The sequence below is a fragment of the Billgrantia pellis genome, from assembly GCF_008297955.1.
GTDB classification, from domain to species: Bacteria; Pseudomonadota; Gammaproteobacteria; order Pseudomonadales; family Halomonadaceae; genus Halomonas; species Halomonas pellis.
Map to the genome: position 1 here is coordinate 478,694 of NZ_VTPY01000002.1, position 21,911 is coordinate 500,604.

Sequence of the window (21,911 nt, forward strand, 5' to 3'; positions counted from 1 at the left end):
CGTTTTCATCTTTCGGCCTGGTCACTGCTGCCCTGCCAGACCGTTTCCCAGCGCCAGCCATCCTTCTCGATATAGGCATGCCATACGCGCTGACTATCCAAGCCCTCGAGGTATCGACGAATCTCCGTCGGGTTCCGGGAGAACGTAGGATGCCTGGGTAGCCAAGCCGGCTCGATCATCGGTAACTGATCCGAACGAGAAACGAAGTTCCTGTCCAGTACGGCCAGGAAGCTTTCGAGCGCCGAGAGTGTCGTTGTCAGCTTGAATCGCACCGATGGCGCCAGCGATGGCGAGGCATGAAGAACGATCGTCAGCGCCTGGTAGAGCTTGCACAAGGCTACCGGCAGCGCCCGGTCGGGACGGACCTCGTGATAGTAGTGCAATACCGGATAGGCCAGATGCTGTTGCCCTAAGCGGATGATGGTGGATTTCAGGTCATCGACCTGGCTGGCCAACTCCGCGAAATCCTCTTCCTCCCCCAGGTGCCGCACGATCGCTTCGGGGGTATCACCAAGCGCATGAACCGAAATCGCCAGCTGTCGCTTCTGCACCACGGCGGATACGATAGAAAGGAAGTAAGTCACCGCCAGCGTCAGTAGAAAGAAACCGCTTGCCGCCGCCATCACGGCAAAAACCTGCCACTTGGCGCCACCCGGCACGAAATCGCCATACCCCAGCGTGGTAATGGTATAGCCGATGAAGTAGAGCCGTTCCGTGGGGTTGGCGAAGGTCCCCGAATCGGGGTGAAACACTGCTTGCGGTTGGCTGTTGAAGACCAGCCACCAGCCGAGCCAGACCAGTCCCAACCACACGGTGATCAGCGCCACCGTACTCCACGGACCCATGCTCGCCAGCAAGCCGTGCAGCCGATAGCGGCGATGCAGCCGCAAGGCGGGATACCAGGCCAGTTGGCAGAGTAGGCGGGTGATAGGCCCCGACTTCGAGCCCGTCAGCGTGGTCTGTACGGCGTCAAAGACCACCAGCCCCACCAGCAGGAAGCCGCTCAAGGCAATAAAAAGAGACATGGCTTGTTCCCTAGCCGTTTCGATGAGTTCCTGTTACCACCCTAGCCGGATGTGGCAATCGATCCAATGGCCCAGCAAGGTTTCGGTATTTCGCTCGTGCCGTTTGTTCGTAATTACCACCCGCTGTGAGCAACCCTGCGTTAGGAAACTCAACTATTCGTTTCATTAAGAAACCTGATTTTCCTTGATGGTTCGCTAGCCCCTACCTAAGTTTAATCGTGATGGCACAGACGCCAGCAGTGCCGGAAAGCCGGTATAAGGAAATACGATCTCGCTGTAATAGCTAACGGGAAGGAGATCTGACATGGCACAGCGCAACCAGAATCCAGGTAATTTCGCCAACGATCCGAAGAAGGCCTCCGAAGCCGGCCAGAAGGGTGGACACGAGAGCGGCGGCAACTTCGCCAACGATCCGCAGCGTGCTTCCGAAGCCGGCCAGAAAGGCGGCCACGAGAGCGGCGGCAATTTCGCCAATGATCCGCAGCGTGCTTCCGAAGCCGGCAGAAAAGGTGGTCACGAGAGCGGCGGCAATTTCGCCAACGACCCGCAACGCGCCTCCGAAGCCGGCAGGAAAGGCGGCCACGAGAGCGGCGGCAATTTCGCCAACGACCCGCAGCGCGCCTCCGAAGCCGGCAGGAAAGGTGGCCACGAGAGCGGCGGCAACTTCGCCAACGATCCGCAAAAGGCCTCCGAAGCCGGTCGCAAGGGCGGCAAGAATCAGGGCCACTAAGCGGTTCGCGGGCCGTCAACGGAATGACGGCCTATCAGAACTCAGCTGACAACACGCCAGGAAGGCAAGGCAATACGGACAGGGAAGTCCGTCAGGGATGACGTCAACGCCATGGAAAGGTGATGCGGCATATAGACGAGGATCCGTCTCGATACACGTTGTTTCGACAAGTTTTGCCACAAGGCTGCCATGGAATGGCAGCCTTTTTCTTGTTGACGACTCGTTGCGATCAATGCCCTCTCAATGCCCGCTCGGCATCCTTCTCCCCTTGCTCGAGCAAGTAAGCGAGACGATCCGATCCCCAATCCATCAGCCACAGCGATGCTTCTTCGCCAGGGTGGGGGGCCCGTCTTATTCGGGTCAGCCGTAGCGAAGGGTAACGTTCGGTCGCCTCCTCCGCCTCGTCATCACTACGCGCCCCCAGAAATAACCGTCGGAAATGGTCGAGGCTTTGGCCGAAACCGCTCGGCTTGCCTGCGCTGCGCCTGAACAGCTCAACGGTAATGGCATGCAGCCGCTGTTCCGGTGCCTCTCCCAGCAACCGCCGCAAAGCGGGCAACAGCAGTCCCTGATGCCAGACGTCACCGTCCCAGTAGGCTCGCCCTTCGTGCCATCCTGGCTGAAACAGCAACGGAATGGCACTGCTGGCGCCCGTCATGGACGGCACGATAGGTTGCTCGTCGCTGTCGAACCAGGTCGGGGCCGCCGCCGCGATATCGATGGCACGGATCAACAAGCGGGGGGAAGTTTCGTCTTCTGGGCTGTAATGCGTCGCATAGCGACGCACGGTTTCGACCAGGCTGCGGTTGTCGTATCCCGCCATGGCGGGATACCACGCCAGTCCGGCGAGAAATCCTCCGGGCACGCCATGGAAAATGGGTGGATTACCCCACAACAGTCCGGTCAGAGTGGCATTCAGGCGCCAGCTACGGGTCTCGGGAAACGGGAGGAAAGGCACCGAGGGCTGCGCCACTTCGCGCCAGAATCGCTCCAGCACTTTCAATCCCTTGTCCGGCCGATGGTGGTGCGCGGCGATGAGAAAGCCGTTCACCGCTCCGATCGATGCGCCGACGATGGTCGTGCGGCGCAAGCCCTCAGCGCCCAAATGACGAACCAACGTACGATAGACACCGCACTGGTAAGCGCCCAATGCCCCACCGCCATTGAGCACGAGTAGAATTCTCTCCATTCCACCTCCCTGTGAAAGCCCGCCGCCGTCATCACGGTCAGAGTTCTCCAAGGATAGTGCATGAGCCTTGCCACTGACCTATCCCCCACGAAGGTCTTGTTGCGACCAGGCACGGGATTGCTCATTCTGAACGCAACAACAACAATCTCTGAGCGTACCAACAACAACGACTCCGCAGGTTCAGGCGGAGCGCGCCAAGCCTTCTCTCCTTGCGGGCCGCTTGGCAGCCCGCAAGGAGAGCGAATAAAAAAGGTCCCCCGAAGGGGACCAGGTGGAGCACGCCAGCTCACTCGGGTTATCGCCGGCACTCGGCGATGTGACCGGAAAGCGAAATTTCGGCTTCCCGATACAGCATTCGTTCGACCTGTGTATTGCGATTACTACACCAACTTTTTCTTATTCCTTTAATAACAGCAAGTTAACTCTAGTTCTTCATGAAACAGCACTGCGATCCGTGTGCCTGGCAACATTATCTGCACCATCACAACGCATGAGAGCCCGCCGTGCCTTCTTATGGGGCATTGCAGTACCGGCGAAGCCTCACAAAAACTCCCGCGACGTTTCCATTATCCTGCCGTCCACCGTACGCTGCATTTTATCCTCGATTTCGCTACACAGAGATTCCACCTTCGACCGCACGGCGCCCACCACCACGAACGACCATTCGCTCGATTCCAGTCGTTCCTGATCACCGCTCTCGCAGACCGACACCGCCGGGTTACGTCCGAAGCGCGCGTGCAGGCCGCCCATGCGCTGGCGCTTCTCCTTCAGCGAGGTGCAGCCTGGCAGGGAGATACGCAGAGTCAAAATGCCGATATGCATGGCCCCTCCTTTCTTCGATCGGATTCCACGGTCATTCCGCTGGTCTGACAATGCCGGGAAACGCTATCACATCGTCACCGCTTCGCGTCGGCGAGAGAAACGGCGGCACACCGGCGAAAGCCCTCCGCCTCCATACCGAACTGGCATAGGGCAAGGCTCGCGGAGCGATACCGCAGCGCAACACGGCATGATATATAGGCGGTGTTTTCTTCCTTCTTCAGGAATCCCATCATGCCTATCGGCTATCATGATCCTGTCTGGTCACGGTATCTCCGTCGACCAGGCACCTTATTGCTCGTTTCTCTGTTAGGGTTCGCCAGCCCTGCGGCTCAGGCCGCCACCGGAAGTCTCGATCTCACGAATTCCGCAGCGGGCTTCTTCGCCCTTTTCTTGTTCGTTCTCGCCTATGCATTGGTCATGTGCGAAGAAAAGCTGCACATGCGCAAGTCCAAGCCGGTGCTGGTTGCCGCCGGCATCATCTGGGCCGTGATCGGCTGGGTCTACGTGCAGGCCGGCATGCCCGATGAGGCCGAGCACGCCTTTCGCGAGACGCTTCTCGAATTCAGCGAACTGATGCTCTTCCTGCTGGTCGCGATGACCTATATCAACGCCATGGAGGAGCGCCGCGTGTTCGACGCCTTGCGCACCTGGATGACGCGAAAGGGGTTCAGCTACCGGCAGCTGTTCTGGTTGACCGGAGGTCTGGCCTTCGTGATCTCCCCGGTAGCGGACAACCTGACCACTGCCATGCTGATGTGCGCCGTGGTCATCAAAGTGGCCGAAGGCGACAAGCGCTTCATCAACCTCGCCTGTATCAACATCGTGGTGGCGGCCAACGCCGGCGGTGCCTTCAGTCCCTTCGGCGATATCACCACGCTGATGGTGTGGCAAGCCGGTATGGTGAAGTTCTACGAGTTCTTCGCCCTGCTGGTGCCCTCGCTGGTGAACTTCCTGGTGCCGGCGGTGGCCATGAGCCTGTTCATCGGCAACCGCACCCCGGAGGGCATCGAGGAGGAGATCGACCTTAAGCGCGGTGCACGACGTATCATCTTGCTCTTCCTGCTCACCGTGGCAACCGCCGTGGCTTGCCACAGTCTGCTGCACCTACCGCCGGTACTGGGCATGATGACGGGGCTGGGCTACCTGCAATTCTTCGGTTATTACCTGCGCCGTACCCTGCCTCGTTCGTTGGAGCGCAAGCGTGAACGCTACGTTCGAGACGGCGACGAGCGCCGACTGGCCCAGTTGGGTGGCGTGGTGCCTTTCGATGTGTTCAATCGCATTGCGCGGTCGGAATGGGATACCCTGTTGTTCTTCTACGGTGTGGTGATGTGCGTCGGTGGACTGGGCTTCATGGGCTATCTCGGTCTGCTATCCGACACGCTCTACCAGGGCTGGGACGCGACCTGGGCCAACATTGCACTGGGCCTGGTTTCTGCGGTGGTCGATAACATTCCCGTCATGTTCGCGGTGCTGACCATGCAGCCGGAAATGTCCCATGGACATTGGTTGCTGATCACGCTCACTGCCGGTGTCGGCGGCAGCCTGCTCTCCATCGGTTCCGCCGCCGGCGTGGCGCTGATGGGCCAGGCCCGCGGCTACTATACCTTCGTGGGGCATCTGCGCTGGACACCGGTGATAGCACTCGGCTATGCCGCCAGCATCGCCGCCCACCTATGGCTGAATGCCGACAGCTTTCGCGCGTTCGGCTAACTCGGGGGCCCGGCATCTGACAATAGTGGGACGGTCGTGCCCTTTTATTTCGAACTCCGCCTTGGCGCCTGCCAAGGGGGCACATAAAATAGGCTTCGGCCATGACATGGCCACTGTTCTCAGGGCGGGGTGAAAGTCCCCACCGGCGGTGAGCGCCCTCCTCGAAGGAGCGGTCCAAGCCCGCGAGCGCTCGGTCTCGATGGCATCTTAGCCACGACCGGGGTCAGCAGATTCGGTGAGATTCCGAAGCCGACGGTGATAGTCCGGATGGAAGAGAACGGCACCTTAGACGAGACAAACGTGTGCTCGCAGTCAGCGCCGCTCGCCTCGACGTCTCGGCATGGGTTCCGCATGCCCTGATTCTGGTAACTTTTTCGAGGAAGACCATGAATCAGCCCAAGATGAATCAATCCCCCCGTATTGCCTTTGTCCAGGCCAGTTGGCATCGCGAGATCGTCGCTCAGGCCAGGGAAGCCTTTATGACCACTCTCACCGAGAAGCATGGCATCGAGGCCTCTCGAGTCGACGTCTTCAGCGTCGCCGGCGCCTATGAGATCCCGCTACAGGCCAAACTACTGGCCAATAGTGGCCGCTATGCTGCCATCGTGGGTGCCGGTTTCGTGATCGACGGCGGTATCTATCGTCACGACTTCGTCGCCCAGGCAGTGATCGACGGCATGATGCGGGTCCAACTGGACACCGAAGTGCCAGTGCTCTCCGTGGTGCTGACGCCACACCACTTCCACGAACATGCCACGCACAGCGACTTCTTCCGCGAGCACTTCGTGGAAAAGGGGCGCGAAGCGGCCGATGCCTGTGCCATGACCCTAGAGAACCACCGCGAGGCGCGCAAGCTGTACGCGGACTGAGCCGAAGAAACTCTCCCTCGCAGCATTATCCAAGCAGTTGCCTTCCGCGCCTCGGTAGGCACGATACCGCTTGGGCGAACCAGGACTTCTCGCCCAGCTGTCGCATCAACGCTGAACGGCCCGAAGGTTGGATAGAGGTCCAACTTTCGAGGCAGTTCGATCATGTCGGGCCCTATCGAACGTCGATGATGAAGTCCGGCGCGAACAGCGGTGGCTCGAATTCCCCCGGATAGCCGCCGGGATTGGCCAACACGCGTGTGCCGGCGAACTCGAGGTCCACCGGCTCGTGTACGTGACCGTGAATCCACAGGTCCATGCGCCCCATCATGGCCGGCAGATGCGAGGCAAAAGCCGGCGACAACGCATCGCCTCGGTAACGCGGCGGAATGCAGTCGGCCAGCGGCGCGTGGTGGCTGATCACCACCCGCGGTCCGGCGAAGGGCTCAGCCAGCTCCACGGCAAGCCAGGCCAAGGCCTCGGCATGCAGCCGCCGGCTCGCCGAGGGGGTGAAGATCTCTCCTGACGGCTGCTCGATGATACTGAAATCCGGCATCAGCCCGAGCGCCTTGCGTTCGGTGAGCGCGTCGTCGTGGTCGGGAGCGTCAGCGTAGAGAGCGAAATCGGTCCATAGCGTGGTGCCATGAAACCGGACGCCACCCAACGTCAGTGAACGGTTATCGAGCAAGTCGATGCCGAATCGCTCGGCTTCAGCGGCCAGCTCACGGCGCAGCGCCGGCATGCTGGTACCGTAGAATTCGTGATTGCCCGGCACGTAGAGGATCGGCAGGCCGGCAAAGCGCTCGGCCGCCCAGGCCAGCCCCTCCGTCTGGCGGTGGATGTCGCCGGCGAGGATTACCGCGTCCGCCGCCACCTCAGGCAGCACGCGGTCCCCATCGAAGTGTTCCAGGTGCAGGTCGGAAAGCACCCTGAGTCGCATGGCCATCTCCTCGTTTCGTGACGCATTGGCAGGCGCCGCCTTGACGATCACCCGAGCGGAGCGGGTGATATGGGCTTCGCCAAGTTTGGCCGATGTCCTCACTCACGACTATGTTGAGAGAGCTTGTTGCCAAAGGCGCAACGACTCAAAGGAGGGAGTCTCATGAGCGAACATCCCCGGAACGGAACGGTGGCGGATGTGGTCGACATTCTCACCATCGACCATCGCCAGATGGAGGAACTGCTCGGCCGAATCCAGCACACGCCGGAACCCGACCAGCGACGCGAGCTGGCCGATACGCTGATAGCCGAAGTGATGCGTCATGCCGTCGCCGAGGAAATGCACGTCTACCCGGTGATCGAGAAGTACGTGCCGAACGGCACCGACGATGTGCAGCACGACAAGCAGGAGCATGACGAGATCGTGCAGGTGATGAAGCAGTTGGAGGATGCCGATACTTCCGACCCGACCTTCATGGATCACGTTCGCAAGCTGGATGGCCTTCTACGCCACCATGCCAGTGACGAGGAAGGCGAACAGTTCCCGAAGCTTCGGTCGCACATTCCCGGCGAGCAGCTCGTCGACATGGGCAGGAAGGTCGAGACCGCCAAGCAGTTGGCCCCGACCCGCCCCCACCCCAGCGCCCCCCACTCCGAACTTTTCCATAAGACGGTCGGTCCCGGCGTCGGCATGATCGATCGCCTTCGCGACAAGCTCAGTGGACGGATGACGGGCTGATTCCACAGAACCGTGGCTTTGCCCAGGCGCCGGTTCGCTATGGCGCCTGGACACTCGTTCCATCAAGTCCGGCTGAAGCGCCAGGGCTAAGAGACGCAGGCGAGTTCATGATTAAGCCGAACATTCTTTCTCTTCGCCTAGCTCAAGATCAACCTACGATAGCACCCTAGAATGTAAGGCCAGCCGTACTCGGAGGACATGGCAGCGCGATACTCCTCGGCACCGTCGCCATGACGCCGAAAGTCTCGGTGTTCGAGTTCGAGGCGAGCTGTATCCGGCCCGTCCTCGTGGAAAAGAAACGTTACCGTACTGGCATGCTTGGGGTCGGGTTGAGGCACTCGGCTCGGGCCGATCTGCCAGGTGATGATCAAGCGCCCGGGCGGTTCCCACGCCAGAACGCGCCCCCAGTCGAGCTGAAAACCATGCGGCCCCACTTCGGTACAGCGTCCGCCCTGCCGGGGCTCGATGCCAATCGTTTGCAGTCCCTCTTGGGACCAAGTGTATTCCGCCGGCCACCAGTCGGCGAAGTGTTCGACGAACAATAGGAAGGCTCGATCCCGGGCCAGGGGAAGGACGATCTCGTGCGCGGCCGAATCGCTCGATACTATCATGGCGGACTCCCTTTTCCTGCGGCTGCCTTGAAGCGTAGCCACACCGAAGCCAGTTGCGGCAACTCCTCCTCCCCTGCTCTTTCATGCCAAGCCGCGCAAGCCTCTCGCTAAATGCCATGGCCGAGCTGCTAGAGTGGTCATTGAGAAAACGCCACGGATACCATGCTCCGCCAGGAGGAGCTCATGACGGACAGGACCACCCTCCCCGATCGTGGGAATGCTCTCGCCCTGCTTGCGCGCTGGGGCTATGCGGCTCGCGGCATCGTGTATCTCCTGGTCGGCGGCCTGGCCGCGCTGGCGGCGCTTGGCCAAGGCGGCGAAACCACGGACAGCCGCGGCGCGCTGGAGCGGCTAATGACTGCTCCGTGGGGCGACATGCTTCTTGGTGTCATCTGTGTGGGTCTCGTGGGCTACGCCATCTGGCGCTGTGTCCAGGCCATCAAGGACACCGACCGCCACGGCAACGATGCCAAGGGTGTGGCCATTCGGGCGGGCCTGCTGGTGAGCGCGGTCACGCATACGCTGCTGGCGTTCTTTGCCGCCAGCCTGCTCTTCGCACCAGGCGGCAGTGCCGGCGATTCCGGTGGCGGTTCGGAGGGCCTGGCCGGCTGGCTGATGCAACAACCTTACGGGCGCTGGCTGACAGGTGCCGTGGGCTTGGCCATCATCGGCGCCGGGGTCGCGCATGGCATCAAGGGCTGGAAAACGAAATTCCATCGCCACTTCGACATGCCACCTCGAACCCAGCGCTGGGCTTACCCCATCTGCCGCTTCGGCCTGGTGATTCGTGGTCTGGTATTCCTGCTCATCGGTGCGTTCTTCCTCATCGCCGCTTATCGGATGAACCCCGATCAAGCCGGCGGCCTTGCCGAAGTGTTCAACACACTGCGTCGTCAATGGTTCGGCCAATGGCTTTTGGCGTTCGTTGCGTTCGGCTTGTTCGCTTTCGGCCTCTACAGTCTCTTGGAGGCCGTCTACCGTCGCGTGGATCCGCCATCCTAGCCATGTCGATAGCTCGCGCTTATGTGCGGGTTCGCGAATACCGGTGTTGATGGAAAACCCTTCCATGGAGCATGCTAGAAGCCTTTCGCCTCCCTACCCGCTCACCGGAGTCAACGGTATGACACAGCCTCGTCTCGGCTTCATCGGCATCGGCCTGATGGGCGCCCCCATGACACGTCGCCTTCGGGCCGCTGGTTTTCCGGTCACGGTATGGAATCGCACTCACGAGAAGGCGGATGCACTGCGTGAAGCCGGCGTGAGCGTCGCCGATTCCATCGGCGAGCTGGTGGAAACCGTGAACGTGGTGATGCTGTGCCTGGCCAATACGGCGGCGGTGGAGGGCGTGGTTTTCGGCGAAGGCGGCGTGGCGGCGCATGGCCGTGCGGGTCAGCGTTTGGTCGATCTCTCCAGCAGCGACCCGGCCGCCACGCGGCAATTCGCCGAGCGCCTGCAGCAGTCCTGCGGCATGAGCTGGACGGATGCGCCGGTTTCCGGTGGCGTGGCGGGAGCCGAGACCGGCAGCCTGGCGATCATGTGTGGCGGCACGGAAGCGGACGTCAAGGCAGTACGCCCCTTGCTCGCCCCGCTCTCGGCGCGAGTGACGCACATGGGGCCGGTGGGCGCGGGCCAGGTGACCAAGGTGTGTAACCAAATGATCGTCGGCTGCCAGACGGCGGTGATCGCCGAGATGGTAGCCCTGGCAGAGGCCAGCGGCGTAGAGGCCAGCCGCCTGACTGAGGCACTGGCCGGCGGCTTCGCCGATTCCAAGCCGTTCCAGATTCTCACCCCGCGCATGGCGGCCAGCGAATACGCCAGCCCGGCCTGGCATTTGCGCACCCTGCTCAAGGACCTCGACATGGCGATGGCCCAGAGCCAACGCACCGGCAGCGCCACGCCCATGAGCGGCCTTGCGGCCCAGTTGATGCGCGCTCACGCCAGCCATGGCCACGCCGAGCACGACCCGGCGACGCTGGTGGAAGCGTATCGCCGAAAGGAGGACTAACCCTGCGACTCCTGCTCGCGAATCTGCCCAGCGTGGGGCTTGGGATTCAACAAAGGCTGGATCAGCATGCGGTGCAGCCTCAGCTCACGGGGCTCGCGGAACGCCTCGATGCCGAGCGTCATGCCATGGTGGCCGGCACCGGGCTGATCGCGATAGGTGCCGAACAGCCGGTCCCACCAGGGCAGGTTGAAGCCGAAGTTACTGTCGGTTTCGCGGTGCACGATGGAGTGGTGAACACGGTGCATGTCCGGCGTCACCACCAGCAGGCGCAGCCGGCGGTCGACCCGCTCGGAGAGGCGCACATTGCCGTGATTGAACATGGAGGTGGCATTCAGCAGGACTTCGAAGATCAGCACCGCCACGGCCGGCGCCCCCAGTAGCATGACCACGGCGATCTTGATACCCATCGAGATCAGGATTTCCAGCGGATGAAAGCGCAGCCCGGTGGTCACGTCGAATTCCAGGTCCGCGTGGTGCATGCGATGCAGGCGCCATAGCCAGGGCACGGCATGAAACAGCCGATGCTGGAAGTAGATTGCCGCGTCCAGCAGCAGCACGGAGAGCGGCAGCGCCAGCCACAGCGGTGCCGAAAGCAGATGGAACAGCCCCCAGCCGCGCTCGGCGGCCACCAGGGCGGCCCCCACCGCCGCCAGGGGGAAGGCCAGGCGAACCGCCAGGGTATCCAGTGCTACGATCAACAGGTTTCCCGGCCAGCGCTGCCAGCGCCGGATTCGCTGCTGACGACGCGCGGCGAGCATTTCCCACAGCGCCATCCCCGCCAGTACCAGCAGGAAGATGCCGAGGCGGATCAGCGGTTCGTGAGTTTGAAGTGTCTCGTGCATATTCGTGGCTCCCCTGCCGGCATGCCAGCGGCAGATCAGCCGATTGCCTTTTCCGATGGTATCGCTTTCGAGCGGGATTTGTCCCCTGCCCCACCCTTCCGTACACTTGTTTGACTTCCCCAGACGCTAATCGCCGAGGCACGACCATGGCTTTCGATTCGACCTCTACCTATGTGGCTACCGATGCCTTGAAGCAGGCGGTAAACGCCGCCGTGACGCTGGAGCGCCCGCTGCTGATCAAGGGTGAACCGGGCACCGGCAAGACCCTGCTGGCCGAGGAGCTGGCGAGCTCGTTGAACACGCGGCTGATCACCTGGCACATCAAGTCCACCACCAAGGCGGCGCAGGGACTCTACGAGTACGACGCGGTGAGCCGCTTGCGCGACTCCCAGCTCGGCGTCGAAGGCGTGGAGAACGTCGAGAACTACATCAAGCCCGGCAAGCTGTGGGAGGCCTTCACCGCCGACGAGCGTGCGGTGCTCTTGATCGACGAGATCGACAAGGCCGACATCGAGTTCCCCAACGATCTGCTCCAGGAGCTGGATCGCATGGAATTCCATGTCTACGAGACCGGTGAGACCATCGCCGCCCGCCACCGGCCGATCATCGTCATCACCTCGAATAACGAGAAGGAGCTGCCCGACGCCTTTCTGCGCCGCTGCTTCTTCCACTACATCGAGTTCCCCGACCGCGAAACCATGCAGGCCATCGTCGATGTGCACTTCCCCGACATCGCGCCGAAGCTGGTCAGCGAAGCGCTGGAAGTGTTCTTCGATCTGCGCCAAGCACCAGGGCTGAAGAAGAAGCCCTCCACCTCGGAACTGGTCGACTGGCTGAAACTGCTGATGGCCGACGAGCTGGCCCGCGAGGCGCTCTACCACCGAGACCCGGTGAAGGCGATCCCCCCATTGGCAGGCGCCTTGGTGAAGAACGAGCAGGATACCCAACTGCTCGAACGGCTGGCTTTCATGATGCGTCGCCAAGGCAACCAGAGGCGCTGAGCCATGTTCATCGGCCTGTTCGAAACCCTCAAGCGTGCCGGCGTGCCGGTATCGTTGCGCGAACTGCTCGATCTGCACGCGGTGGTCGAGCGCGGCGTGGTGTTCGCCGACATGGAGGCGTTCTACCGGGTGGCGCGCACCGTGCTGGTCAAGGACGAACGTCACTTCGACCGCTTCGATCGCGCCTTCGCTGCCTGGTTCGACGGTCTGGAGAACCTCGACGCCGCCATCGAGGCGCTGATACCCGACGATTGGCTGCGCCGCGAGTTCGAGAAGCGGCTCTCTGAGGAAGAGAAGGCCCAGATCGAATCGCTGGGCGGGCTCGAGAAGCTGATCGAGACATTCAAGAAGCGCCTGGAAGAGCAGAAGGAGCGCCACGCCGGCGGCAACAAGTGGATCGGCACCGGCGGCACCAGCCCCTTCGGCGCCTACGGCTACAACCCCGAAGGCATCCGCATCGGCCAGGAGGGCTCGCGCCATCGCCGAGCCATCAAGGTGTGGGATGAGCGCCGCTTCCGCGACTATGACGACTCGCTCGAACTCGGCACTCGCAACATCAAGATGGCGCTGCGCCGGCTGCGCAAGTTCGCTCGCCAGGGGGCGGCCGAAGAATTCGACGTCGACGCCACCATTCGCGACACTGCCCGCGATGCCGGCCTGCTCAACGTGCGCATGCGCCCCGAGCGCCACAATGCGGTGAAGGTGTTGCTATTCCTCGATGTGGGCGGCTCCATGGACGATCACATCCGAGTGTGCGAGGAGCTGTTCTCCGCCGCCCGCTCTGAGTTCAAGCACCTGGAGCACTACTATTTTCACAACTGCTTGTACGAAGGTCTCTGGCGCGACAATTATCGCCGCACCAGCGAACGCATCCCCACCTTGGACGTGCTGCACACCTACGGGCGTGACTATCAGGTAGTGATCGTCGGCGATGCCGCCATGTCGCCCTATGAGGTGACCCACCCCGGCGGTAGCGTGGAACACTTCAACGACGAGGCCGGCGCGGTGTGGCTGAAGCGCCTGGCCGACACGTTCCCCCGCCTGGCCTGGCTCAACCCCATGCCGCCACGAACCTGGGAATACACTCACTCCACCCAGCTGATTCGTCAGTTGATCGACGACCGCATGTATCCCTTGACCCTGGAGGGGCTGGAGAACGCCATGCGCGAACTGGCACGCTGAGGGAAATGCCGGGATAGGGTTTCGCTACACCCTGAGATCACTTGCTCATACTGAGGCGGCTCTCTATACTGTATATTAATACAGCTTTCGTGCGACACGTCATGTCGTCCGCATGATCCGAGGCAACGACGATAGCGAACAGGTCGCTATAGCCTTTTATGGCTATTAAATTGAAAAATAACCCCCAGAGGTTATTATCCTGGCAAGACCTTCATGCAGAACAAGCCTATGGCGCAGCGTATTGCCGTACTCACGGGTGACCTTGTCGATTCGCGCAAGGCCAGCGACCCGAAGCGACTCTTCCAGGTACTCGATACCGCTCTGGAGGCGATCTGCGATCGCTTCGGCGGCCAAGGCGAGCGATACCGTGGCGATGGCTTTCAAATCGCCTTGCCCGACCCAGTGGCTGCCCTACCCGCTGCGGTGCTATTACGTGCGGCACTGGTTCGCCATTCGGAGGAACATCAGCGCTGGGATGCGCGTATCGCTGTCGCCATCGGCGAGGATCGCTGGCAACCCGAACAGCGGGTGACCGAAGCCAACGGCGAAGTGTTCGTACGCTCCGGCCAGGCGTTGGATGCCATGAGCGCAGGTTCCTCCCACCTCTGCCTCAGCCTGGCCGAGGCGTCCGGGAACGAATGCCTAGCCCTGCTGACCCGCTTCGTCGATGACCTGATCGACGGCTGGTCGCGCTATTCGGCCGAGACCGTCTACCTGAGCCTGTGGCACGAGGAATCCCAGCAAGCACTCGCCAAGCGGCTCGGCATCAGCCAACCCAGTGTGCACAAACGGTTGCGTGCCGCCCGTTGGTCGCTGCTCGACGAATACCTCCGCTACCTCGGCCAACGATTCAAGGACGACCCGTAATGAACGCCGATCTCTCGCTATTGCTGGGGCTAGTGCTGGTCCATCTGCTCGGCGACTTCGCCCTGCAGCCACGCCGCTGGGTCGAAGCCCGCTATAGGCGTAAAGTCCGGTCCCCACAACTCTACCTACACGCTGCGCTACATGGCGGATTGGCTCTTGCGGTGCTGGGCGCGGCTACCCTCACCCACTCATCGGGCAGTTCCTGGGCCATGGTGTTGGGTGGCGCGCTTGCCGTCGCCGTGAGCCATACGTTGATCGACCTAGGAAAGGCCTATTTGTCTCCGGGAAGGTTGCGCTGGTTCATGCTCGACCAGGCACTGCATCTGCTGGTGTTGTTGGGGGTCTGGCTGGCCTGGCTAGGCGACTGGCGGCCGTTGATCGCGTTCTGGCAATGGTTGTTCACTCCGTCGGTGCTCGGCATCATCGTCGCGTATCTGGTCGTCACCCGACCGCTGTCGATCGTCATCGCCCTGGTCATACAGCGCTGGAGTGCCGAAATCGATAACCCCGGCACACTCATCGCCGCCGGGGCACGCATCGGCATGGCCGAGCGCGTGCTGGTGTTGACCCTGGTGCTGCTCGACCAGTTGACGGCCATCGGCTTCCTGCTGGCCGCCAAGTCGGTGTTGCGCTTCGGTGAACTGCGTGGCGCGCAGGACCGCAAACTGACCGAGTACGTGCTCATGGGTACCTTGCTCAGCGTCTCGACTGCGATGGTGCTCGGCTTGCTGATACGGCTCGTGGCGGAGGGGGGCTGAGCATGTCCCGTTGCTGGACCGCCGTGACGAGCATAGCGTTCACGGGCGCATGGCTGGCCGGTTGCGCCTCACCCACGTTCGAGGCGCGCCAGGGATATGGCGTCGAGCATCGCTTCACCTCGCCCTCGCATAACAGCCGCGTACGCCATCTGGTACTGCACTATACCGACGTGAACGAGGCCGAATCGCTGGCCGCGCTCACCGGGCCCCATGTCAGCGCCCACTACGTGCTGCCGCTACCGGCGCGAGAGCGGCACGGACGACCGCTGGTCTATCAGCTCGTCGATGAGAATCGCCGCGCCTGGCATGCCGGCGCCAGCGCCTGGAAAGACCGAACCAACGTCAACGACACCTCGATCGGCATCGAAATCGTCAATTCCGGGCCCGACCGGCCCTACGCCGAGGTGGAGCGACTACTGGAAGCGCACCCCGAGGCTGCGGTGGCGGTGGACTGGGCGCCTTACCCAGAGGAGCAGATCGATGCGCTGATCGCACTGTCGCGAGATATCATCGAGCGCCACGGCATCCACCCCACCGATGTGGTGGCGCATTCCGACATCGCGCCGACGCGCAAGATCGATCCCGGGCCTCGGTTTCCCTGGCGTAAGCTCCATGAAGCGGGTATCGGCGTGTGGCCCGACGAAGAACGGGTGGCGGCGCTCGAGACACATTTCAAAGCAAGCCCTTTGCCGATGGCGGAACTGCAGGAAGCGCTCGAGGCTTGGGGCTATCCGGTCGACATCACCGGCGAGCTCGATCGGCAGACCCGCGCGGTGCTGCGCGCCTTCCAGATGCGCTTCCGTCCCGCCGACTACCGCGGCCTACCCGACGCTGAAACCGCCGCCATCCTCTGGGCGCTGCTGGAAACGTATCGCCCCGAGCAGCGCCCCTGGCTCTCTGCTGATCATCCACCTTGCTGACATGTCAGCCAAATTTGTAAACATGTAATAAGACTAAAGGCCAATCTACTTTCTTAATACGCTGATTTTAAGTGCTTTTTATTTTCAAATTCCCATAACTTAATTAAAATTTGTTTGACAACATTGCAAATCGAACAATAGTCTTCCTGTATCCCGAGTGACTCACCGCACCTACAGGAAGGAGCAAACAACGATGATCACCACAGCGTCCCGTTCACGGGTCGAGCAAGCCCTCGAAGGGGTTTCGGGTGTCCATGTGACCCCATATCTGCCCAACGGTCGCATCAATGACGATCTGCTACGTCAGGTCGTGAACAATATTGCAAATGCAGGTGTTCATAATATCGTCAGCGGAGGCAATACCGGCGAGTTCTACTCCCTCACGCCTGACGAAATTACGCATGCTTATCAAATTGCCGTGGACGCCGCCGCAGGGCGCAGCCTGATCACCGCCGGTGTAGGGCGCAGTCTTCATGAAGCGATGAAGATGGCCCAAGCAGCCGAGAAGGCAGGCGTTGATGCCATCATGATTCACCAGCCGCCAGATCCCTTTGCCTCTCCACGCATGCTTGTCCAGTACGTTCGTGACATCAGTAGCGTGACCGGCCTACCGATTATCGCCTACGCCCGTAATGCCGGGCTGACGCCATCCGATTTTGCTCGTCTGGCCGAGATCGAGAGCGTGGTGGCCATCAAGTACGCAGTTCCCGACCCGCTTCGCATGGCTGAATGCATGCGGGCCACACAGGGCTCCTCTATGAAATGGATATGCGGCTTGGCAGAAAGCTGGGCTCTCCCCTTCTACGCCTATGGTGCCCGCGGCTTCACTTCAGGTCTGGTAAATATCAACGCCGCCCTTTCCATGCGCTTTCATCAGGCGTTGGAGAATAGCGACTGGAAACAAGCCAGGCAGTTGGTCGCCGCCATCGCAGATTTCGAAGACATGCGCACCCTTGAGCAGAACGGAACCAATGTCACTGTCGTCAAGGAGGCCATGCGACTGGTCGGACAGGATGTCGGATTCGTGCGCTCGCCCGGCGTCGATCGACTGAATACGCCCCAGGTGGAGCGCCTGGCAAGCATTCTTGAAGAATGGAAGCAACAACACTGAATTCAGCAGTCATCACTGCACTACAACAAAAGTGGAGAAATCCCATGCCAACTCATACCATCAAGAAAGGTCTCATCAGCACCCTGGCCGCACTGACGCTAGCCTCCTCCGTGGCTGCCGAGGACTTTCCCACCCGTGACATCCGCCTGATCGTGCCATGGTCAGCAGGTGGAGGTACCGATGGTATATCGCGCAAGATCAGCAACCTTGCCGAAGAACAACTTCCGGTCTCGATCTATGCCGAGAATATCAGCGGCGCGGTTAGCGCTACCGGCTTGACTCAGATGATGCGGGCGCGTCCCGATGGGCATACCTTGAGTGTACTAACTTATGACAGCGTCATCACCGTGCCGCGCTCCCAATTGGTCCCGGGCTATTCGCTCGACAAGATGAAACCGATCGCCCGCATTACCCAGGAAGCCGATGCTATTGTGGTCTCGAAGCGTTCCGGCGTCACCAGCTTCGAGGAGTTAATCAAAACGGCCAAGGCCAAACCGGGCTCGGTGCGAATCGGCGTGATGCCGGAGGGCTCAGGCCCCTACCTAGCCGCGCGTCGCCTCGAGGAAATGACCGGAGCCAGCTTCAATATCATTACCTACCCGGGTGCCGCGGCAGCCGAATCAGAAGCCCTGCTATCCGGCGAAATAGATGCGGCTATCGCCAGCTTGGGTGATTTTGCCGGTCTGATCGACTCTGGCGATCTTCTTGGCGTGGTGGAGTTCTCGTCAGAGCAGAACCCCTCCTACCCAGGTGTGCCTCCCATTAGCGACCTGGGCATGAATCTCGAATCAGGTAGTTTCATCATACTAGTCGCCCCGGCGAACACGCCCGATGAAGCCATCCAAACCCTTGAAACCGCTTATCACGAAGCCTTCGCTAGCGATGAGTTCCAGGAATGGGTAGCGCAGGTCGGCGTCACTCCGAGCTGGCTCGGCTCCGAGGAGGTGGATGAGTGGATAGAAGCCAGGCAGGCGGAAACCTTTGCGCTTATGGACGAACTGGACCTCTGACCATAGATACGGCCCTCGGTATGCCGAGGGCCCATTCGAGGTAACTTTACATGTCGACGCATAACAGCTTGAAAGGACAAGGCGCTTCCTCGGCGTTCCCCTTGCTCCTGTGCAGCGTATCCATCATCTATTTAATTTCTGCCATGCTACTTGACTCACCTATCAGTAATGGCCGCCCGAGCGCCTCATTCTTTCCTCTCGTAGTGGGCAGTGTGTCACTGGCGCTAGCGGTCACACTACTGGTCCGTGCCCTGTCAGCATCTAGCGAGGTCCACCAAACGAATAATCTATCGCGCGCTCGGTTCCGCCCCATACTGGTCATGGTCGCCACGCTGGCTTATATCCTTGCATTCACGACGCTCGGCTACTTCCTGGCTTCAGTATTATATGTGCTCGCCATCATTCTGCTGTTTTCCGACTTCAGTCGGCTGCTCGGCAAGATAATGATTGCCGTCTCCCTCACACTGCTCGGCTACCTGCTATTCGAGCAGATCTTCCGTGTGCGCCTCCCGACACTCTGGGGATGATCATGGACTTCACCGCTCTGGTTCTCGCCAGCTTCACGCTATTGCTTGATCCCGTCACCCTCTTATATGTGGTGGCCGGCTTCCTCATCGGCACCGTTTTCGCTGCGATTCCTGGTTTGACCGCCACCCTGGCTCTGGCCTTATTACTTCCCCTTACTTATACCTTGGACGTCACCACCGCGCTGATGGCCTGCGCCAGCATCTATATGGCCGGCATGTGCGGCGGCAGTATAACCGCTACCACGATCAACATTCCCGGCGCCCCCTCGTCGATGATGACTGCGCTGGAGGGCTATCCCATGCAGCAGCGCGGCCAAGGTGCCCTGGCCTTGGGTCACGCCTCCTTTGCCTCCATGGTCGGCGGCGGTATAGGCGCTATCCTACTGATAGTGTTGGCCCCGTTCGTGGCCAAGGCTTCGCTGCTGGTGCAAACGGCGGGCAAGTTTTCGTTGATCGCCTTTGCTCTGATCGTCATCGTCATCGCCCAGCGAGATCGAATCGTCAAATCCGCCATGGCAGCCTGCCTGGGGCTAATGCTCGCTACCATCGGACTTGATACCATGCTGCCGGTAGCACGTTTCACCTTCGGTATGGAGGGGTTGACGGCGGGCATCGACCTGATGCCAGTCATCATCGGTACCTTTGCTATCAGTGAGCTGCTGATACAGGCCAGTTCGATCGCTGAGCATCGCCGCCTGCGCCAAGAGCTTCAACAATCGCAGACCATACGTCGTCGCGACTTCCTTCCGCCGCTCTCGGCGATACGAGGGATTGGTCTGTGGTGCTACCTCAAGTCCTCTCTGATCGGCTACTCGGTAGGCACCCTGCCTGGGGCGGGCGGCTCTATGGGCAGTTTTCTGGCTTATGCAGAAGCCGTGCGTACCTCCAAGTGCCCCGAGCGCTTCGGCAAAGGCAATCCTGAGGGCATTGCCGCTTCGGAGAGCGCCAATAATGCCGTCTGCGGCGGTGCGCTGGTGCCCATGCTTACCTTCGGCATTCCGGGGGATCCGATCACGGCTATCGTACTGGGCGTATTGATCATCAATGGTATCCAGCCGGGACCGCAACTTATGACCGATCAGGCCGGCCTGATAGCTCCCATGCTAGCTTCGCTGCTGTTCAGCGCACTGGTGCTGATACCGTTGACGCTTTTCCTGATCGGCCCCTATTTCATTCGTATCGTCTCGATCCGCAAGGACATGCTTTACGGCGCCATCGCCCTGCTTGCTGTCGTCGGCAGCTACGTTGCTACCTATTCGGCTTACCAAATGGGCCTGACCCTAGCTCTGGGCATACTCGCTTATTTCCTGCGTCACTATGGCTATCCCGTCGTCGCCCTACTGCTCGGCTTCATTCTTGGACCGAACCTGGAAGAATTTCTGCGCCGGGCCCTGGCACTCTCCAACGGCAACCCGTTGGTATTCATCACTAGCCTGGACAGTCTCTTCTTCATCCTATTGACTGTCTTCTTCGTTTATTTCCTTGCCATCAGAAAGCCCATTCAGCCTGGGGCAATTGGCGAGTCGGGTCGGATAGCCAAATGAATCGCAACAAGAACAAGGTCCTGGAACCTTCTCCCAGAAAGGAAAAGCTTGCCGATCAGCTTTACGGCAAGCTTATGCAGGCCATCATCAACGGTAACTTCAAGAAAGGCGAGAAGCTGCCGTCAGAGCATCGTATCTGCGAGCACTACTCAGTATCGCGACCGGTAGTACGAGAAGCGCTCATGCGGCTGCAGGCGGATGGCATTGTCGTTTCTCGCCAAGGGTCCGGTAGCTATATCCAGCGCATCCCACCAGCAGGCCTAACCCAGTATGCCGACGCATCCGATATTGCAATGCTGCTGAAGAGCTACGAAGTGCGCATGGCCATAGAGTGCGAGGCTTGCGCCCTGGCCGCAGTGCGGCGCAGCGAGGAACAGCTCGCCCAACTGCGTCAGGCTCTGGAGGGCATGAAGGAAGATTTCACCCGCGGCCGCATCGCCAGCCAGGCGGACTTCAACTTTCATAGGGTAATCGCCGAAGCCACTGGCAATGACATGTTCCCTCAAATTCTCGAGTCGATACATATTGATATCGAGAAAGCCATGACCATGGCACTAAGCATTACCAAAAGCGCGAGTCAGGAACGTATAGATCGGGTACTGGGCGAGCACCGCATGATCTATGAATCGATCGAGCAGAACGATGCCGAAGGTGCCCGCCTCGCCATGCGACACCATATCAATCGAGTCCGAAAGCGTGTCACTGACAATTTGAGCGATACCTGACCCGGTTACAGCCCTGGACATAAGGAGCAAATGAAATGCCAATCAATGGCCAGATGCTGATCGGCCGCGACGCCGTTAGCGGCAGTTCCCAGCCCATCCACGCCGTCAATCCCGCCACCGGCGAGACCCTCGAGCCCACCTACGTGGGCGGTGGCAAGGCCGAGGTCGAGCGTGCCTGCGAACTCGCCGAGGCGGCCTTCGCCACCTACCGCGAAACGTCGCTCGAAGAGCGCGCCGCCTTTCTCGAGACGATCGCCAGCGAGATCGAGGCGATCGGCGACGAACTGATCGAGCGCGCCATCGCCGAGACCGGCCTGCCCCGGGCGCGCCTGGAGGGCGAGCGCGGCCGCACCTGCGGCCAGCTGCGCCTGTTCGCTGCCGTGGTGCGCGCCGGCGAGTGGCTCGACGTGCGCATCGACCCGGCCCTGCCGGAGCGTCAGCCGATGCCCCGCGCCGACCTGCGCCAGCGCCATATTCCGCTCGGCCCCGTCGCGGTGTTCGGTGCCAGCAACTTCCCGCTGGCCTTCAGCGTGGCCGGCGGCGACACCGCCTCGGCGCTGGCCGCCGGCTGCCCGGTGATCGTCAAGGGCCACTCCGCCCACCCCGGCACCTCCGAGCTGGTGGGGCGTGCGGTGCAGCGCGCGGTCGAGACGCGCGGCCTGCCGGAAGGCACCTTCTCGCTGCTGTTCGGTTCGGGCAGCGAGATCGGCCAGGCCTTGGTCAGTGACCCGCGCATTCAAGCCGTCGGCTTCACCGGCTCGCGCGGCGGCGGCACGGCGCTGATG

At 61.0% G+C, this 21,911-nt stretch carries 23 protein-coding genes and 1 riboswitch; of the genes, 17 read left to right on the forward strand and 6 right to left on the reverse strand.

The annotated features are described in order from the left end of the window. Positions 1–5 precede the first annotated feature (5 nt). On the reverse strand, positions 6–1,025 hold the full coding sequence (locus tag F0A17_RS05790) for a potassium channel family protein (RefSeq protein ID WP_149327390.1): 1,020 nt from the start codon (positions 1,023–1,025) through the stop codon (positions 6–8). A gap of 304 nt (positions 1,026–1,329) precedes the next feature. Here F0A17_RS05790 and F0A17_RS20990 point away from each other — a divergent pair, with 304 nt between their 5' ends. Continuing rightward, complete coding sequence (locus tag F0A17_RS20990) at positions 1,330–1,755, forward strand: con-10 family general stress protein (protein WP_149327391.1); 426 nt, start codon at positions 1,330–1,332, stop codon at positions 1,753–1,755. A gap of 229 nt (positions 1,756–1,984) precedes the next feature. On the opposite strand, the gene F0A17_RS05800 is transcribed toward F0A17_RS20990, so the two are convergent. Then, positions 1,985–2,944, reverse strand: a complete 960-nt coding sequence (locus F0A17_RS05800; protein WP_149327392.1) for a patatin-like phospholipase family protein — start codon at positions 2,942–2,944, stop codon at positions 1,985–1,987. 540 nt (positions 2,945–3,484) lie between these two features. After that, positions 3,485–3,766, reverse strand: coding sequence for a DUF503 domain-containing protein (locus F0A17_RS05805; protein WP_149327393.1), 282 nt, complete (start codon positions 3,764–3,766; stop codon positions 3,485–3,487). Between the two features lie 231 nt (positions 3,767–3,997). On the opposite strand from F0A17_RS05805, the gene nhaD reads away from it, so the two are divergent. Together nhaD and F0A17_RS05815 are read left to right on the forward strand one after the other, a co-directional pair. Then, positions 3,998–5,479: a sodium:proton antiporter NhaD gene (gene nhaD, locus F0A17_RS05810; protein WP_149327394.1), complete on the forward strand. Its 1,482-nt coding sequence runs from the start codon at positions 3,998–4,000 to the stop codon at positions 5,477–5,479. 111 nt (positions 5,480–5,590) lie between these two features. Next, a riboswitch (FMN riboswitch) is annotated at positions 5,591–5,762 on the forward strand. A gap of 103 nt (positions 5,763–5,865) precedes the next feature. Beyond that, a complete protein-coding gene (locus F0A17_RS05815; protein WP_149327395.1) occupies positions 5,866–6,348 on the forward strand; it encodes a 6,7-dimethyl-8-ribityllumazine synthase in 483 nt (160 codons plus the stop codon). Positions 6,349–6,520: 172 nt separating this feature from the next. On the opposite strand, the gene F0A17_RS05820 is transcribed toward F0A17_RS05815, so the two are convergent. Further along, positions 6,521–7,285, reverse strand: a complete 765-nt coding sequence (locus tag F0A17_RS05820; protein ID WP_149327396.1) for a metallophosphoesterase — start codon at positions 7,283–7,285, stop codon at positions 6,521–6,523. A gap of 162 nt (positions 7,286–7,447) precedes the next feature. Between F0A17_RS05820 and F0A17_RS05825 the strand changes: the two genes are divergently transcribed. Further along, complete coding sequence (locus F0A17_RS05825; RefSeq protein ID WP_149327397.1) at positions 7,448–8,023, forward strand: hemerythrin domain-containing protein; 576 nt, start codon at positions 7,448–7,450, stop codon at positions 8,021–8,023. A 137-nt stretch (positions 8,024–8,160) separates the two neighbouring features. On the opposite strand, the gene F0A17_RS05830 is transcribed toward F0A17_RS05825, so the two are convergent. Beyond that, the gene (locus tag F0A17_RS05830; protein ID WP_149327398.1) at positions 8,161–8,634 is read right to left on the reverse strand and encodes an SRPBCC family protein; all 474 of its coding nucleotides are present in this window, start codon (positions 8,632–8,634) and stop codon (positions 8,161–8,163) included. Between the two features lie 183 nt (positions 8,635–8,817). Here F0A17_RS05830 and F0A17_RS05835 point away from each other — a divergent pair, with 183 nt between their 5' ends. Then, positions 8,818–9,636, forward strand: coding sequence for a DUF1206 domain-containing protein (locus F0A17_RS05835; protein WP_149327399.1), 819 nt, complete (start codon positions 8,818–8,820; stop codon positions 9,634–9,636). A gap of 118 nt (positions 9,637–9,754) precedes the next feature. Continuing rightward, positions 9,755–10,639, forward strand: a complete 885-nt coding sequence (locus F0A17_RS05840; protein WP_149327400.1) for an NAD(P)-dependent oxidoreductase — start codon at positions 9,755–9,757, stop codon at positions 10,637–10,639. On the opposite strand, the gene F0A17_RS05845 is transcribed toward F0A17_RS05840, so the two are convergent. Beyond that, the gene (locus F0A17_RS05845; RefSeq protein ID WP_149327401.1) at positions 10,636–11,481 is read right to left on the reverse strand and encodes a sterol desaturase family protein; all 846 of its coding nucleotides are present in this window, start codon (positions 11,479–11,481) and stop codon (positions 10,636–10,638) included. The two genes, F0A17_RS05840 and F0A17_RS05845, sit on opposite strands and share 4 nt — an antisense overlap. Positions 11,482–11,627: 146 nt before the next feature. Here F0A17_RS05845 and F0A17_RS05850 point away from each other — a divergent pair, with 146 nt between their 5' ends. The 11 genes from F0A17_RS05850 to F0A17_RS05900 form a co-directional block, all read left to right on the forward strand. Continuing rightward, positions 11,628–12,482 carry an AAA family ATPase gene (locus F0A17_RS05850; RefSeq protein ID WP_149327402.1) on the forward strand — a complete coding sequence of 285 codons (855 nt, stop codon included), beginning with the start codon at positions 11,628–11,630 and terminating at the stop codon, positions 12,480–12,482. A 3-nt stretch (positions 12,483–12,485) separates the two neighbouring features. Next, positions 12,486–13,664, forward strand: coding sequence for a vWA domain-containing protein (locus tag F0A17_RS05855; protein WP_149327403.1), 1,179 nt, complete (start codon positions 12,486–12,488; stop codon positions 13,662–13,664). 213 nt (positions 13,665–13,877) lie between these two features. Then, a complete protein-coding gene (locus tag F0A17_RS05860; RefSeq protein ID WP_228716823.1) occupies positions 13,878–14,531 on the forward strand; it encodes a hypothetical protein in 654 nt (217 codons plus the stop codon). After that, positions 14,531–15,289 carry a DUF3307 domain-containing protein gene (locus F0A17_RS05865; protein WP_149327404.1) on the forward strand — a complete coding sequence of 253 codons (759 nt, stop codon included), beginning with the start codon at positions 14,531–14,533 and terminating at the stop codon, positions 15,287–15,289. Before F0A17_RS05860 ends, F0A17_RS05865 begins: the two co-directional genes overlap by 1 nt. 2 nt (positions 15,290–15,291) lie before the next feature. Next, the gene (locus F0A17_RS05870) at positions 15,292–16,209 is read left to right on the forward strand and encodes an N-acetylmuramoyl-L-alanine amidase (protein ID WP_149327405.1); all 918 of its coding nucleotides are present in this window, start codon (positions 15,292–15,294) and stop codon (positions 16,207–16,209) included. 193 nt (positions 16,210–16,402) lie between these two features. Next, complete coding sequence (locus F0A17_RS05875) at positions 16,403–17,320, forward strand: dihydrodipicolinate synthase family protein (protein ID WP_149327406.1); 918 nt, start codon at positions 16,403–16,405, stop codon at positions 17,318–17,320. 44 nt (positions 17,321–17,364) lie between these two features. Next, on the forward strand, positions 17,365–18,330 hold the full coding sequence (locus F0A17_RS05880) for a Bug family tripartite tricarboxylate transporter substrate binding protein (protein ID WP_149327407.1): 966 nt from the start codon (positions 17,365–17,367) through the stop codon (positions 18,328–18,330). 50 nt (positions 18,331–18,380) lie between these two features. Beyond that, positions 18,381–18,857 carry a tripartite tricarboxylate transporter TctB family protein gene (locus tag F0A17_RS05885; protein WP_149327408.1) on the forward strand — a complete coding sequence of 159 codons (477 nt, stop codon included), beginning with the start codon at positions 18,381–18,383 and terminating at the stop codon, positions 18,855–18,857. A 2-nt stretch (positions 18,858–18,859) separates the two neighbouring features. Beyond that, positions 18,860–20,401, forward strand: a complete 1,542-nt coding sequence (locus F0A17_RS05890; RefSeq protein WP_149327409.1) for a tripartite tricarboxylate transporter permease — start codon at positions 18,860–18,862, stop codon at positions 20,399–20,401. Beyond that, on the forward strand, positions 20,398–21,126 hold the full coding sequence (locus F0A17_RS05895; protein WP_149327410.1) for a FadR/GntR family transcriptional regulator: 729 nt from the start codon (positions 20,398–20,400) through the stop codon (positions 21,124–21,126). Before F0A17_RS05890 ends, F0A17_RS05895 begins: the two co-directional genes overlap by 4 nt. Positions 21,127–21,161: 35 nt before the next feature. Continuing rightward, on the forward strand, positions 21,162–21,911 hold a 750-nt coding region (locus F0A17_RS05900), incomplete at its 3' end, for an aldehyde dehydrogenase family protein (RefSeq protein ID WP_149327411.1).